This is a genomic window from Arthrobacter sp. EM1, from assembly GCF_029964055.1.
Classification (GTDB): Bacteria; Actinomycetota; Actinomycetes; order Actinomycetales; family Micrococcaceae; genus Arthrobacter.
On the sequence record NZ_CP124836.1, the window covers coordinates 219,505 to 234,756 of the forward strand.

The window sequence follows — 15,252 nt, forward strand, 5'->3', positions numbered from 1 at the left end:
CTTACGTTGCAGCCGTTCACCGCTGTGGAGGAGTGCCGGCGAAGTCGGTCCGCGGCGGATCTGCCGGCGGACGCTGTGATTGTCCACATAGCGGCCCCTGCGTCTTCGCGGCTCTCGGCGGCGGCTGGGATACTGAAGCAATGGCCACTAACCAGAACGCTGCACTGCTGTCCGCCGCTCCCGATGCTGCCGCCGGGCCCGGCGGAACCCGGGAACTGGCCCAGGCGGTGTTGCGCGAGCTGGTCGGCCACCCGGCTGCGGAGTTCCATGACGGCCAGTTTGAGGCGATTGAGGCCCTCGTCGACGGCGGCCGGCGGGCCCTTGTGGTGCAGCGCACCGGCTGGGGCAAATCGGCGGTGTATTTTGTTGCCTCACTGCTGCTCCGGCGCCGCGGCGCCGGGCCCACGCTGATTGTCTCCCCGCTGCTGGCCCTGATGCGTGACCAGGTGGCCGCCGCGGCCCGCGCCGGTGTGCGGGCGGTGGCCATTAACTCCGCCAACCAGCTGGATTGGGACAGCGTCCGTGAACAGCTCGCGGCGGATGAAGTCGATGTCCTGCTGGTCTCGCCGGAGCGGCTCACCAATCCCTCGTTCCGGGAGAACCAGCTGCCGGAACTAATCCGCCGCACCGGGCTCCTGGTCATCGATGAGGCCCACTGCATCTCTGACTGGGGCCACGATTTCCGTCCCGACTACCGGCGTATCGCGGACCTGATCACCCAGCTGCCGGACTCCGTCCCGGTGCTGGCCACCACCGCCACCGCCAACTCCCGGGTGGTTCATGACATCGAGGAGCAGCTGGGCGCCGGTGTGCTGACCATCCGCGGCGCCCTCGGCCGTGATTCCCTCCGGCTGGGCGTGCTGAGCCTGCGGGACTCCCGGGACCGGCTTGGCTGGCTGCTCACGCACCTGACAGACTTGCCCGGCAGTGGAATTATCTACACGCTGACGGTCTCCGCTGCCGAGGATACCGCCCGGCTTCTCGCCGAAGCCGGACACGAAGTGCTCGCCTACACCGGACGGACAGACCCTGCGGACCGGGAACGCGCGGAGCAGCTCCTGAAGGACAACCAGGTCAAGGCGCTCGTGGCCACCTCTGCCCTTGGCATGGGCTTTGACAAGCCCGATCTCGGGTTTGTGGTGCACCTCGGCGCGCCGTCCTCGCCGGTGGCCTACTACCAGCAGGTCGGCCGTGCGGGCCGTGGGGCCGCGAACGCCGACGTGCTGCTGCTCCCCGGTTCCGAGGACCGCGATATCTGGCAGTATTTCGCCACCGCATCCATGCCCTCGGAGGAGAAAGCCGGCGCCGTACTGACCGCTCTTGCCGAAGCCGGGGCTGCTGTGTCAACGGTGGCGCTGGAGGCGCGGGTGGACCTGCGCCGGACCCCTTTGGAGCTGCTGTTGAAGGTGCTGGCAGTTGACGGTGCGGTGGAGCGTGTGGGCGGCGGCTGGCGGGCCACCGGACGGCCGTGGACCTACGATGCCGAGCGTTACGGCCGGATCGCGGAAGCCCGGGTGGACGAACAGGACTCGATGGTGATCTACCAGGACACCGCCGGTTGCCGGATGGAATACATCACGTCGGTCCTCGACGACGAGACAGCCCGCCCCTGCGGCCGCTGCGATAACTGCGCCGGTCAGTGGTTCCCCGCAGACATTGCCGCCGCGGCCACCGAAGCAGCGGGCCAGACGCTGAGCCGCGCCGGTGTACCGCTGGAACCCCGGCTGCAATGGCCCAGCGGCATGGACCGGCTGGGCGTGCCGGTGAAGGGCAAAATAAAACCCGAAGAAAGCGTCGCAAGCGGCCGGGCGCTGGCCAGGCTTACGGACCTGGGCTGGGGCGGCGCCCTGCGCGAAGCGTTCGCCGCCGGAGCCCCCGACCGCACGGTGGACGCCGGCATGCTTCAGGCATGCGTTCAGGTGCTGCGTGAATGGGGTGCCGGTGACTCCCGCACGCCCGGCTGGAGTGGTGCCGGCCGGCCCGCCGCGATCATCAGTATCCCGTCCCGCAGCAAGCCCGCGCTGGTCGACTCGCTGGCCCGCGGCATCTCGGAGATCGGCCGGCTCCCCTATCTGGGCCAGCTGCAACTGGGGCACGGCGGACCGACCGGCGGCCGTGGAGGCAACAGCGCCTACCGGCTTGCGGGGGTCTGGGACCGGCTTGTGGTGGGCCCTGAACTGGAGGCGGCCCTTGCCGGGATCCAGGGCCAGAGTGTGATGCTGATTGACGATCTGGTTGACAGCCGCTGGAGCCTGACCGTCGCAGGCAGGGCCCTTAGGCTCGCGGGTGCCGGGGCGGTACTTCCGCTGGTGCTTGGCCAGGCCGGCTGACTTCCGCCCCGGCATGGCGGGGCAGCGTCAGGCTGTCCAGTGCGCTCAGGAGCATCAGCGCAGCAATCGCAAAAAACGCTGCACGGTAGGCTGCCACCGGATCGCCGGCGGCGGCTGCCGCACCAGCCCCGCCCGGCAGGGGGCCGCCGGCTTCGAAGGTGCGGATCAGCAGTGCCCCAATCGCTATCCCGGCCGCCGCAGCGAGCTGCACGAGGGTCGCGGACACGGCGTTGGCGGATGTCATCTGGGCCGGAAGGACGTCGGCGTACTGCACCGAGGCGTAAGCCGAGAAACCGATGGACCGGAAGGCTCCGCTGGCCGCGAGCAGTGCGAAGATCAGCGGCTCCGGGGTGCCGGCGTCGAGGAGGGCGCACAGCGTAAAGGTGGCGGCCGAGGCCAGGGATGCGAACACCAGCACCGCTTTAAAACCGAAGTGCCGGATCAGCGGGGTCGTGGCCGGTTTGATCCCGATATTGCCCACGAATACTGCAGCGACGAGCACCCCGGCGTGCAGCGGATCCCAGCCGAAGCCGTTTTGGAACATCAGCGGCAAGAGGAAGGGCGCGGCACTGATCGTCAGGCGGTAGATAAAACCGCCGGTCGCCGTGGCGCGGAATGTACGGGCGGAAAAGACGACCAGATCGAACAAGGGGTACCGGGCCCGCCGCAGCCACCAGACGGCAGCACCGAGCAACGGTGCCCCAGCGGTGCAGGTGAGGGCCGCCGGGGCGCCGGCACCGCGGCCGCCGGCCAGCTCCAGGCCCACCACGACGGTCCCCACGCCCAGGGTCGTAAGCGCCAGTCCCACCCAGTCCAGGCGTCGGCTACGGTCGCCCGGGACGGCCGGAACCAGCCGCAGCGCCGTGAGGAGTGCCGCGAGGCCCAGCGGGAGGTTGACCAGAAATATCCAGTGCCATGACAGGAACGTTGTGAGTGCGCCTCCGACGAGCGGGGCCAGGACAGGTGCCAGCAATCCCGGCCACACCAGGTAGGCAGTGGCGCGAAGCAGATCCTTCTTTGCTGAGCCGCGGAGCACCAGGAGGGTGCCCACCGGGACCATCATCGCGCCGCCCGCGCCCTGCAACACCCGGCTCAGGGTCAGCATCGTCAGGTCCTGGCTCAGTGCGCACAGGAGGGAGGCCGCCGTGAACGTCGCGATGGCCAGGCAGAAAACACGGCGCGCGCCGACGCGTTCGGCCAGCCAGGCACTGAGCGGAATCCCCATCGCCACGGTCATCAGATAGGCGGTCATTGTGATGTTGACGTCAGCGGACGGCACCGAGAAGTCCGCCGCGATACTGGGGATCGCCGTGGTCAGGACGGTGCCGTCCAGGAACTCCATAAAAAACGTCGCGGCGACGAGCAAGGCCAGCCGGGGGCTCCAGCCGTCCGACGGCGTGCTGCCGGGACCGCGGGGGGTCGTGGCGTCAGCGGGCGGGTCCCCACTCATTCGGGGACTGCTTCGGCGCCACCCTCAGCCTCATCGGACACGGGCGGAGTACGCCGGCCGGATTCGAGCTTTTCGGCCTCCAGTACAGCCATCGCCGCGTTGTGCCCGCCGATGGCGCTGACGGCTCCGCCGCGCCGGGCGCCGGAGCCGCAGAGCAGGATCCGCGCGTCGTCCGTCGCGACACCCCAGCGCCTCGCCGGGGTGTCCAACGGGGCGTTATCCTCCACGAAGGGCCAGTCGAGGCCGCCGTGGAAGATGTTGCCCCGCGGCATACCGAGCGCGCGTCCAATGTCCAGGGTGGTTTTGGTTTCGATGCAGGGCTGACCGTCCGGGCCGCTCAGCAGCAGGTCCTCGATGGGCTCGGCCAGGACAGAGTTCAGGGATTTCAGCACCGCTGCCTGAAGTTCGGCCCGACGCCGGTCATTGTTGCCTGCCGAAACCAGCCGGTCCGGGACGTGGAGACCGAATACCGTGAGAGTCTGCGCGCCGGATGCTTGCAATTCCGGGGAAAGGATACTGGGGTCGGTAAGCGAATGGCAGTAGATCTCGCACGGCAGCGGATCCGGGATGGTTCCCGCGGCGGCGGCGCGGTAGGCGGCGTCGAGCTGCGGGAAGGTCTCGTTGACGTGGAAGGTTCCGCCGAACGCCGCTGCCGGGCTGACCTGCGGATCCAACAGCCGGGGGAGGCGCTTCAGGAGCAGGTTCACCTTGACCTGTGCGCCCTCCCGGAGGTGGTTCGGGTTCGAGGGGGTATTCGGTGCCGCCCAGCCGGTCCTGAGCCGGTCCAGGACCGCCGGGGCCACATTGGCGAGGATCCAGGACCCGGCGGCCGTATGCTCCGCCCCGTGCTGGCGGTAGTTAACCACACCTCCCGGGCGGACGGCGGTAACCTCCGCGGAGGTCACAATGGTCGCCCCGGCGTCGCGGGCGGCGCGTTCGAGCTCTCCGGAGACGGCGCCCATTCCGCCGACGGGCACATCCCAGTCACCCGTCCCGCCGCCGACCAGGTGGTACAGGAAACAGATGTTTTGCTGCAGGTCCTCGTCGAAGGCCCGGGCAAAGGTGCCGATCAAGGCGTCCGTCAGCACCACACCACGGACCAGTTCGTGCTGCAGAGAGCGGGTGATGGCTTCCCCGATTGGCCGTTCAACGATGGCATCCCACGCTTCCAGGGCACCGGCGCGGACTGCGAGCTCCCTTGCCTCCGAGCGCGTCGGCAGTGGCGCCGTCATCGTGGGCCAAAGGGCACCGGTGAGCCGTCGGCAATCGTCGTAGAAGCCGGTAAATGCGCGGAATTCGCTCTCCGGCGCCCCGACAGTGGTGAACGATGCAGCGCTGGCCGCCGCATCTGCGTTGTCGATCAGCAGCGCGCGGCGCCCGTCGTGGGGGTCGGGGGTGTAGGACGAATACCGCCGCCGGGCCAGCCGGATGTGCAGCCCAAGGTCGTCGATGACTTGCTGCGGGAGCAGGCTCACCAGGTACGAGTACCGCGAGAGGTTGGCGTCGACGCCCTCGAACGCCCGGGCGGATACCGCGGCGCCGCCGGGCTGCTCAAGCTTCTCCAGCAACAGGACCGCCTTGCCGGCCTTGGCGAGGTACGCAGCCGCGGCCAGGCCATTGTGGCCGCCGCCGACAATGATCGCGTCAAACGCGCTGGCGTCCGGCGCGGTGTTGTCCGTGCTGCTGTTCGACCTGGGGGTGCTCGACATGGGCCCATCCTGCCATCCGGGCGACTACGGGGCCTCAGGTGTCCGGCAGCCGGACGTGCCGCGCCGGGCACCGGTCCTGTGACCCTGCAACCGGGGGTTGGCGGGTTCGGATACGCAAAAGGCCCCGGTCCAAGGACCGGGGCCAAACGCGGAGACGGGGGGATTTGAACCCCCGGTGGAGTTGTGCCCCACACTTCATTAGCAGTGAAGCCCATTCGGCCGCTCTGGCACGTCTCCAAATGCTATTAACTAGCCAACCAAGGATACGCAGAAGGGGCCACGCAGTGCAAAACGGCCACAACTGTCGCAGCGGCTCAACGGCTCAGGCCCCGCGGCCGGCCAGTGACCGCCAGAGGAAGTGCTGGCTGCGGCTCTGCAGCGCCGCGGCCTGGCGGTTGTCCGAGGCGCCCGCATGGCCGCCCTCCAGCGCCTCGTGGAACCAGATGTTGGGGATGCCCATCGCCTGCATGCGGGCTGCCATCTTCCGTGCCTGCACCGGGCCTACCCGGTCATCCGAGGTGGCCGTCCAGATGAACGTCTCAGGGTAGTCCACCCCGTCCTTGAGGAGGTGGTACGGGGAAAACGTCTTGATAAATTCCCACTGCTCCGGAACGTCCGGATCACCGTATTCAGCAATCCAAGAGTAGCCGGCGGACAGTTTTGTATAGCGGCGCATATCCAGCAGCGGGACACCGCAGGAGGCGGCCCCGAAGAGCTCCGGATACCGCGTGAGCATGTTTCCCACCAGCAGTCCGCCGTTGGATCCGCCCACGCAGCCGAGCCGCTCGCGGGAGGTCACACCGCGGGAGATCAGGTCCGCCGCCACGGCCGCGAAGTCCTCGTAGGCGCGGTGCCGCTTCTCCTGCAGGGCAGCGCGGTGCCAGGCGGGACCGTATTCGCCGCCGCCGCGGATGTTGGCCACAACGTAGACGCCGCCGCGGGTGTGCGGGGCGTCCCCCTCGTGCCCGGCCGATTCCTCGGTGCGGCGTTCCAGCCAGGCACGGCCGACCGTGCCGCTGTAGGCCGGAGTCCGTGAGATTTCGAAGCCGCCGTAGCCTGAGAGCTGCGTGGGGTTCTGGCCGTCCAGCACCAGATCCTTGGATGCCACCTGGAAATAGGGCACCCGGGTGCCGTCCTGGGAGACCGCAAAGTGCTGCTGGACCTCGTACGCCCCTTCGTTGAAGAACGACGGCGAGGACCGCAGAGCCTCGTGCGTGCTGAGCACGCCGGCGCCGTCGGGTCCGCGCTTGAGGCTTCCGCGGGTGAGGGTGCTCGGCGTCGTGAAGCCGGTAGCCACCAGCCAAAAGTCGTTCCCGGCGCCGGAAGCGTCCGAGCCGCCGTCCTCATCTTCGTCGTCGACGGCGTAAGCGTTGACGTCATGCAACGGCGGACACGCGTCCAGCACGGTGGATGCCCAGGCGGAGTCCTCCCCGGGCCGCTGCGGATCGAGGACCCGGATTTCCGAAGACACGTCGCGGAGCAGGTTCAGCAGCAGGAAGTCCCGCGTCCAGCTCCACGACTGCAGCGAGGTGTGCTCATCAGGGGTGAACAGCACGGACAGTTCCCGGCTGCCGGCCAGGAACGCATCGAACCCCACTGCGAGGAGGGACCCGGCCGGATACCTGGCTGCGCCGATGGTCCAGTCTGTTTGCGGACGGAACAGCAGCCATTCGCGGTGGGTGCTGAGGTTTACGTCCGCCGGGACATCGAACTGCACCCACTGCCCGTCGCGCAGCACCGAGGTGGTCTTCTCGAAGAAGCTGATCCAGTCCACGGCAAAAGTCCGCTCGAAACCAGGGGTCGAGTCGTGCGCCACGAGGGCCATCATGTGGTCCTCGGGGATGTCAAAAACCCGCTCGGCGGTGACCAGGGATTCGCCGCGGCGCAGTTTGACGCCGGTCCGGGCGTAGGAGGATGTGGTCTTTGGCATTCCCTCGGCAGTGGAGGCGACCAACAGGGTGTCCGCGTCCAGCCAGGAAGCGTTGCCCTTTGCCGTCGGCAGATCAAAGCCGCCGGCCGCCGGGTCCACGAAGCTGCGGGACCCGACGTCGAACTCCCGGTAGCGGTTGGCGTCGCCGCCGTCGGGGGACAGCGCGAGCAGCGCCCGCCGGTGCGGTTCGCCCTCGGCCGGGCGCAGGAAGGCGGCTCCATGGAACACCCACTCCTCACCTTCGGCGGCGGCCAGTGCGTCCACATCCAGCAGGACGTCCCACTCCGGTGATCCGCCGCGATAGCTTTCCCAGCGGGTTCGGCGCCACACGCCCTTGGGGTTCTCCCGGTCCTTCCAGAAGTTGTAGTACCACTCGCCGTGCTTGCCCACCATGGCGATCCGGTCGGTGGAGTCGAGTACCTCCAGGATGCTGTTTTCCAGCTCGGCGTAGTCCGTGTCTTCCAGCAACTCCTCGGTGCGGGCGTTCTGCTCCCGGACCCAGGCGAGCTGTTCCTCGCCGTAGATTTCCTCAAGCCAAATGTTCTCGTCGACCGGTTCGGGGGCGGTGCCCGCCGCGGCGGGGTCGGTGGGCAGGGCGGACTCGGGCGGGTGAGCAGCTTCAGCGGTGGTCATTTTCCCATCCAAGCAACATCGGAGCTCCGGTAGCAAGTCACACCGTTTCCGCGGTGTCCGGCCCGGCGGTGTCCGGCCCGGACGTACCGGGACGGTCCGGCCGGCCAGCCGGTTACGGATACGCTGGATGCCGTGGGCATATCGCAGAGCATCCGGACGGCAGTGATTGGCGCCGGTCCCCGCGGCACCAGCGTGCTGGAGCGGTTGCTGGCCAACTGGGGTGCCGCCGCACCGGGTTCCACCCTGCACATTGACGTCATTGACCCCTATCCCGCGGGGCCGGGTCACGTTTGGCAGACCGGCCAGTCCAGGCTCTACCTGATGAACACCCAGTCGTTTTACCCTTCAGTCATCCCCGAGGACACGGACCTCGCACAGCCGCTTGCCGGTCACACTTTTGACCGGTGGCGCGAACTGCAACGCAGGCAGCCCCACCCGGACCTCACCGCCGAAGAGCGCGCCGAGCTGTCAGCGCTGGGCCCGGCGGACTTTCCCAGCCGGGCACTGTACGGGCGCTACCTGCGCTCGACGGTGCAAGAGCTGCTGACCCGGTTACCATCCGGGGCCACAGTAGATTTCCACCGCACGAGGGCAACATCCGTCCGGCACGCCGCCGCCAGCGCCGCCGCCGCCAGCGCCGCCGCCGCCAGCGCCGCCGCCGCCAGCGCCGCCGGCGACGAAAACCGTGTCAGCTTCGACGTCGCGCTGGCCAGCGGCAGGGTCCTCACGGTTGATTCCGTGGTGCTGGCTCTCGGCCACCTCGAATCGCGGCTTAACCCGGAACAGCGCGAACTCCAGGCCGCGGCCGCGGAGCTCGGGCTGCTCTACCTGCCGCCGGCTGCCCCGGCCGACGTCGACTGGTCCCGTGTGCCGGCCGCCAAACCGGTCCTGGTACGCGGTATGGGCCTGAACTTCTTCGACGTTATGGGTCAGCTGACCGAAGGCCGTGGCGGACAGTTCCTGCCCGGCGGCGACGGCAGGATGACATACCTGCCCTCCGGCCGCGAACCGCTGATCATCGCCGGGTCCCGGCGCGGCACCCCGTACCGGGCTAAGGCAACCCTCGCCGGGTACTACCCCGGCGCCGTCACGCTGAGGTACTGCACCGAAGGCGCCCTGGCGAAATTCGCGGCAGCGGGAATCCGGCCTGCCTTTGACCACGACTTCTGGCCGCTCCTGCACCGCGACGCGCTCTGGGCTTACTACTCCACCCTGGCGCGCTCGCAGCCGGGTGCCATCCTGACGGACCCTGACGACTTCCTGGCGGTCCTTGCGGAAGCTCTGCGCCCGCACGCGCACTCTGCCGCCAAATGGGAGGACCAGGTGGACTCCGTGCTGGAGGTGCACGTCCGCCCGGCCCACCGGCTGGATCTCCTGGGGCTGGCGGCACCGCTGGCCGGGAGGTCGTTCGCCGCCAGGGCCGAACTCGATAATGCCGTCGTTGACTACCTGCTCGACGACGCCCGGCGGTCCGCCCTGGCGGAGGATGATCCGGTGAAGATGACCATCGGGGCCCTGCACCACGGCCGCGCGGTACTGAAGAGCGCCGTCGCGGACGGCGGAATCACCGACGAGTCCTGGGTCGCGGGACTCCGCGGCTGGTTCGAATCGTTTGTGGAAGGGCTGGCCAGCGGACCCCCCGCGCAGCGGGCCGAACAGCTCGCGGCCCTGGCCCGGGCCGGCGTCGTCCGGTTCGTCGGACCGGACCCCAAGTTCGGGGTGGACCGCCGAGCGGGGTCCTTCACGGCCGTCTCGCCCTGGGTGGGACCGGGCACCGGCGACGGCGGCGGGGACGTGGTGACAGCCGCCGCCATGATCGAGGCACTGGCGCCGGCCAACAAGGTCGCGGTGAACGTCTCAGCCCTGCTGGAACAACTGATGGCCGAAGGGTTGGTCCGGCCGCGGCTTATGATGACCGTCGAAGGAACGCCGGTGCCGACCTCGGGGCTGGACGTGGTGCCGCATCCGTACCGGCCGCTGGGTGCCAACGGCTCGGTGACCGACGGCCTGTACGTGCTGGGACTGCAACTGTCCGCCGTGCAGTGGGGAACCGCGATCGCGGCCGAAGCGCAGCAGAAAACCGGGCCCGTTTACCGCAGCGGCCAGCGCACGCTGCGGGACGCCGACGAGATCGCCCGGGCCATCCTGGGGTCCTGACCCGCGCCGTCCGAATGAGCATGCCCTCCGTCCGGTGGGCCAAAAAATGAGCATGCCCTCCGTCCGTGCTGAGCGCTGGACATATTGGCTATATGTCCAGCGCTGCAGCCCGGGGGAGGGCATGCTCAGGGGCTCGGAGCCGGGAGGCTAGCCGCGGAGGCAGTTCCGGTACTTGATCCACGCGATCGAGTACTTGATCCAGCCCTTGAAGTCATACCACTTCGTCGGCGGAACCGGTGCGGTGCAGGCCGGCGGAACCGGTACGTTGGCTGCGACCACAACGCTTGCCTTCACCACTGTGCCGGATTCGACGGCGGTGAGCGTCAGGGTACCGGTGCCCGTTGCAGCGCCGGCGGGTACCTTCAGATCAACTGTGGCGGTTCCGGCGGAAACCGGTGTTGTGCCCAGCGCGGTGAGGGTGCCTCTGGCATCGGTGAACTCGGCGCGCAGCGAGGTGTTCACCGGGCTGCCCAGCGAGGTGAGATCCAGCTTGGAGACGGCCAGGGTGATGGCCTCCCCGCCCTTGACCTGCGCGGCGGTGGTGTTCACCACGGCAACGGAGCGGCGTGCGAAGTCCGGTGCGACCGGGCTGTGCACCTGCAGGTACTTGATCCACGCGTCGCGGTCCACGAGTCCGGAGTCCTTGGTGTTGGTGCCGGACTTGAAGATGCGGAAGTTGTCTCCTCCTGTTGCCAGGAAGTTGAACGTTCCGATCCGGTAGGACTTCGCGGGGTCGATCAGTACGCCGTTGACCCGGATCGAGGTGATCCGGTCACCGGCGGCGCGGGCGGCGTTGTAGGTGTAGTTGACGTTCTTGGACAATCCGAGCTGCTGGTAGGCGCGGCTGGGTACCGTGCCGTCCGGGTTGGTCTGCCACTGCTGCTCCAGGAGCGTCTTGAACTGCTCACCGGTCAGCGAGGTGGTCCAGAGGTTGTTCACGAACGGCAGGACCGCGTTGGCCTTGGCGTAGGTGACGGTCCCGTCCGGGGCGTAGTAGAGCTCGTTGCGCAGCCCGCCGGGGTTGACGACGCCGATCTCGGCAGCACCGAGGTCAGCCGGCTTGAGCGAGTCAACCAGCGCATCCGCGACCAGGTTGCCCAGGGTGGACTCACTGCCGCGGTCATCGCGTGAGGCCGGAGTCGTGGTGGTGGCAGGCGTGAACGCCGTGGTGATGTCCGCGGTCACCGAGCCGACCGGCTGGTTGCCAACCACTGCAGCGTCGGCGAGTGCCTTGTCAACGATCGTCTTGACGGCGGCGACCCGCGGGTACGCGGCCACGAGATCGGCTGCCGGCTGGTCAGCGGAGGTGGTGCGCTTGACGTTGCCGGCCTTGTAGCCGGTCACCGACATGGTCTTCGTGTCGATGGTCAGCTGGATCTGGCCGATGTACTCGCCGTAGTTGCCGGTCTGGACGATCGGGCGGGTCTTGCCCTCAGCGCCGGGGACCGGGGCATCCCAGGAGTACTGCTTGTGGGTGTGGCCGTTGAAGATCGCGGCAACGTCCGGCGTGACCTCGGTGACCATCCTGGCGAACGGTCCGCCGGCGGCGACCTCCTGCGCCAGGGTGGCGCCTTCGGGCGCCCCGGAACCGGCGCCGTCGTGGTTTTCCACCACGATCACGTCGGCAAGTTTGTCCGCCTTGATCTTCGCGGCGACGCGGTTGATCGCATCGACCGGGTCGCCGAAGTCAAGATCGGCGATGCCCGCAGGGGTAACCAAGGAGGGCACTTCCTGCGTAACGGTTCCGATCACGGCGACCTTGACGCCGTTCAGGTTGAGCACCGTGTACTCCGGCAGAACCGGCTCGGTGGTGCCCTTTTTGTAAACGTTGGCACCGAGATACGGGAACTTGGCGTTGGCCCCGCCCGCAATGACGCGGTCGCGCAGATCGGCCCAGCCGCCGTCAAACTCGTGGTTGCCGACGGCGGAGGTCCGCAGTTCAAGGGCGTTCAGCACATCGATCGTCGGCTGGTCCTTGGCAACGGCCGAGGCGAACAGCGAGGCGCCGATGTTGTCCCCCGCGGAGAGGAACGCCGTGGCGCCGGGGGCAGCCGCGGCCCGCAGCTTCTCGATGGTTCCGGCAAAGAACAGGGTGTTGGAATCGATACGGCCGTGGAAGTCGTTGATGTTAAGCAGGTTCAGCTCAACGCTGGCAGGGGTGACGGGCAGGTTCAGGCCCACCACCACCGGATCGTGGTCGCTCGCCCGGAACTGGTCCGCAGCGTAGTAGTCAGTCACGTTGTTGTTGTAGCGGCTGTATTCCAGGGCCACAGACTCCACGGAGTTGATGTTCCAGATGTCGGCGCCGGTGACAACGGCGTTGGCTCCCGGTGAGGCGAGGATGTGGTCCAGCGAGCCCACCAGGCCACCGAAGAGGTAGGAGTGCTTGGCGGAACCGTCGGCGTTTTTGGCCTTCTCGTCCTGGTTGATGTAGCCAGCGGCCGTGAGGACGTTGATCGGGTCTTCCTTGGCGTAGGAGTTGAAGTCACCGATCAGGAAGACTTTGTCCGTCCCCTTGGACTTCTGCAGTTCGTCGGAGAACGCCAGCAGCGACCGGGCCTGCGCGGTGCGGGCGAGGTTTGAGTTGCCCTGACCCTTGTCCGTGTCGTCCGGGGTGGCGGCTGAGCCCTTGGATTTGAAGTGGTTTGCGATCGCGATGAACTTCTTGTCATCGGACGCGCCCACCGGCTTGAAGACCTGTGCCAGCGGCTTGCGGGCACTTGCGAAGGCAACGGTGTCGTTGAGGATGATGGACTCGCCCACCGGCTCGGCTGTGGCCTTCTTGAAGATAAAGGCGGTGCGGATCATGTCCTCATCGGCCAGCGGGGGTGCGTTGGCGGGAGTCCGGACGTAGTCCCAGATCCCCGGCGTGGCGATGTTCAGTGCGTCAACCAGCTTGGCGAGGGCATCGTCACGGTTCTTGCCGAACTGTGCGGAGTTCTCGACCTCCATAAGCGATACAACGTCGGCGCCGGACTTGGAGATGGCGGCGACGATCTTGTCCTGCTGGCGCTGGAGGTTTTCGGCGTTCGCCGCGCCGCGGGCATCGCAGCCGCCGCGGACGGTGATCGGGTTCCCGGCACGGTCGGTGTAGTAGGTGCACCCGGTGAGCTGATCGCCAGTGGTGGGGAAGTAGTTGAGCACGTTGAACGAGGCAATCTTGAGGTTGCCGCCGACGGCCGCCGGAGCGTCCGCGCGGGTGCTGCCGCCAAAACTTACCGGCTGGACCGCGTCCGCGGTGGCGGGGGTCAGCTGCGTCAGCGGCTGGAACTTCCAGGCGTTGTTGGCGAAGCTGAGCACCACGTTGGTTTTGAAGCTCACCGGGGTGCCGACACGGACGTGCTCGGTAGTGGTCAGGTACGGCAGCTCCAGGGCCTTGGTGGTGGCGTCCTTGAGGAAGTTGGTGGTGGCGCCGTCGTCGAGCCGGATGCCGTTGGCGGCGTTGGCGGCGACGGTAGCGGTGTACTCTGCCGATCCGTAGGGGGCGACGGCGGTGGGCTGCTCCAGCGGAGCAGACCCGCCGGCCAGGCCGATTTCACCGTACTGGTTCAGCGAGAAGTTGTCGGTGACAGTGACCGGTCCCTGCGGGGCCAGCAGCATTCCTTCCAGCGACTCGCGGAAGGTTTCCTCGGCTGGGAGCGAAAAGCCGGTGGCTTTGACCTCCGGGGCCGCTTCCGTGAGCTTCTTGAGGTCAGCTTCTGCGGCAACGGTCATTTGGGTCATGCCGAAGAATTCGCTGACGGCGCCCGTCACCTCGACGTAGTCGCCGATCTGGACGGCGCCGGCCGTGGCGGACGAGAAGACGAAGATGGCGTCCGACGCCGAGTGGCTGGCCGGGGTCAGGTCGCCGCCGGTGCCTGGGGTCTGGATGTAGTAGCCGGCGAACCCTCCGGTCGGGAAGGCTGCGGTGACTTTGCCGCGGGTGGTGACGGAGCTTCCGACGAGCGGGCTCGCAGTACCGTTGCCCTGGATCTCGGCAATCGTCTTGACGGCCGGGGGCGTGACGGGGCCGGGATCGACCGGCGGATCCACGGGAGCGGCCACACCGTTGGCAGCCTTGGGAGTGATGGTCGCGTTCAGGGTGAAGTCAGCAGCGTTGTTGTTGCTGTCCGCGCCGTTGCCGCGGTTCAGGCTCTTGACGTCGGTGTTGCCCGACGGCGCCGTCGCCGCCTGGGTTTCGAAGGTGTTGGAGGTCCCGTAGCCGAGCAGATCGGCGACATTGGCAGGTTCAACGACTGAGCCGGTGGCAAGGGGGTCCAGAGCGGTTGCCTGTTTGGCCAGGACGATGGTGCCGGTTGTGCCGCTCGGGTTGAAACCAGCGGCTGACACGTCGGCGGCCGGCAGTTCAGGGGCCGTAGACGCGCTGGAGTTCGTCCCGCCCTTGACCAGGAAGTAGCCCTTGGCCGGGATGCTTCCGGTGAGCGAGGCGGTTGCACTGGGTGCCGCGGTGCCGGTTCCCGGGCGGTACTGGACGGACCAGCCGTCCAGCGAGACTGCCGCATCGGAGGTGTTGTACAGCTCAACGAACTTGTTCTTGTAGGCGCTGCCGGCGCTGCCGCCGCTGAGGTACGCCTCGTTGATGATCACTGGCGAGCTGCCAGCCGCTGCCGGGGAGACTTCCACGGCAAACGCCGGCACAGCGGCCAGCGGGGCTGCGATGAGCCCTGCCGACAGCGCCGTGCAGAGCGCGGTTTTCCAAGGTAAGTGTTTCATCCGCTCTAACTCTCATGAGGTGCCCGGGTAAGGGCTGGGTGGAGGTGTCCGCGTAACGCCGCAGACCGCCGGTAGGTGCTCCTGGTCAAGCAGTTCCCGGCACATCAAAACAGAGGTGGGTGAACACGACATGTCTTGCATGTGCATTCGGCGAAACGTCCCCCAGCGGAACGCGTCACAGTCGGCACCGGGCCAGCAACGATGCGCCCCGGCGACGGAGTGGGTTGCCCCGAGCTGTGTCGGGTGAACCATGCCGGCCGGCTGGGGCCGCGCATGCCAAAAGAATACCGGCCGGTGGCCGAAGTGGAGCGGCTGGCCGGTTATTCCCGG

At 67.8% G+C, this 15,252-nt stretch carries 6 protein-coding genes and 1 tRNA gene; 2 read left to right on the top strand and 5 right to left on the bottom strand.

The annotated features are described in order from the left end of the window. Nucleotides 1–140 precede the first annotated feature (140 nt). On the top strand, nt 141–2,330 hold the full coding sequence (locus QI450_RS01065) for a RecQ family ATP-dependent DNA helicase (protein ID WP_226773718.1): 2,190 nt from the start codon (nt 141–143) through the stop codon (nt 2,328–2,330). Here the strand turns inward: QI450_RS01065 and QI450_RS01070 are convergent. From QI450_RS01070 to QI450_RS01085, 4 genes are all read right to left on the bottom strand, one after another. Beyond that, on the bottom strand, nt 2,275–3,780 hold the full coding sequence (locus QI450_RS01070) for an MFS transporter (protein ID WP_226773719.1): 1,506 nt from the start codon (nt 3,778–3,780) through the stop codon (nt 2,275–2,277). The two genes, QI450_RS01065 and QI450_RS01070, sit on opposite strands and share 56 nt — an antisense overlap. Continuing rightward, the gene (locus QI450_RS01075; protein ID WP_226773720.1) at nt 3,777–5,489 is read right to left on the bottom strand and encodes an NAD(P)/FAD-dependent oxidoreductase; all 1,713 of its coding nucleotides are present in this window, start codon (nt 5,487–5,489) and stop codon (nt 3,777–3,779) included. The genes QI450_RS01070 and QI450_RS01075 overlap by 4 nt, the downstream gene beginning before the upstream one ends. A gap of 149 nt (nt 5,490–5,638) precedes the next feature. Further along, nucleotides 5,639–5,726: transfer RNA gene (locus QI450_RS01080), tRNA-Ser, on the bottom strand. An 85-nt stretch (nt 5,727–5,811) separates the two neighbouring features. Then, the gene (locus QI450_RS01085; protein ID WP_226773721.1) at nt 5,812–8,052 is read right to left on the bottom strand and encodes a prolyl oligopeptidase family serine peptidase; all 2,241 of its coding nucleotides are present in this window, start codon (nt 8,050–8,052) and stop codon (nt 5,812–5,814) included. Between the two features lie 132 nt (nt 8,053–8,184). On the opposite strand from QI450_RS01085, the gene QI450_RS01090 reads away from it, so the two are divergent. After that, nucleotides 8,185–10,209: an FAD/NAD(P)-binding protein gene (locus QI450_RS01090; protein WP_226773722.1), complete on the top strand. Its 2,025-nt coding sequence runs from the start codon at nt 8,185–8,187 to the stop codon at nt 10,207–10,209. A 147-nt stretch (nt 10,210–10,356) separates the two neighbouring features. Here the strand turns inward: QI450_RS01090 and QI450_RS01095 are convergent, their stop codons facing one another. After that, nucleotides 10,357–14,922, bottom strand: coding sequence for an ExeM/NucH family extracellular endonuclease (locus tag QI450_RS01095; RefSeq protein ID WP_226773723.1), 4,566 nt, complete (start codon nt 14,920–14,922; stop codon nt 10,357–10,359). Nucleotides 14,923–15,252: the final 330 nt, after the last annotated feature.

Excerpts from the sequence above, each read along its gene's own strand:
- QI450_RS01065 (WP_226773718.1), top strand. The coding sequence starts at position 141 with ATGGCCACTAACCAGAACGCTGCACTGCTGTCCGCCGCTCCCGATGCT.
- QI450_RS01070 (WP_226773719.1), bottom strand. The coding sequence starts at position 3,780 with ATGAGTGGGGACCCGCCCGCTGACGCCACGACCCCCCGCGGTCCCGGC.
- QI450_RS01075 (WP_226773720.1), bottom strand. The coding sequence starts at position 5,489 with ATGTCGAGCACCCCCAGGTCGAACAGCAGCACGGACAACACCGCGCCG.
- QI450_RS01085 (WP_226773721.1), bottom strand. The coding sequence starts at position 8,052 with ATGACCACCGCTGAAGCTGCTCACCCGCCCGAGTCCGCCCTGCCCACC.
- QI450_RS01095 (WP_226773723.1), bottom strand. The coding sequence starts at position 14,922 with ATGAAACACTTACCTTGGAAAACCGCGCTCTGCACGGCGCTGTCGGCA.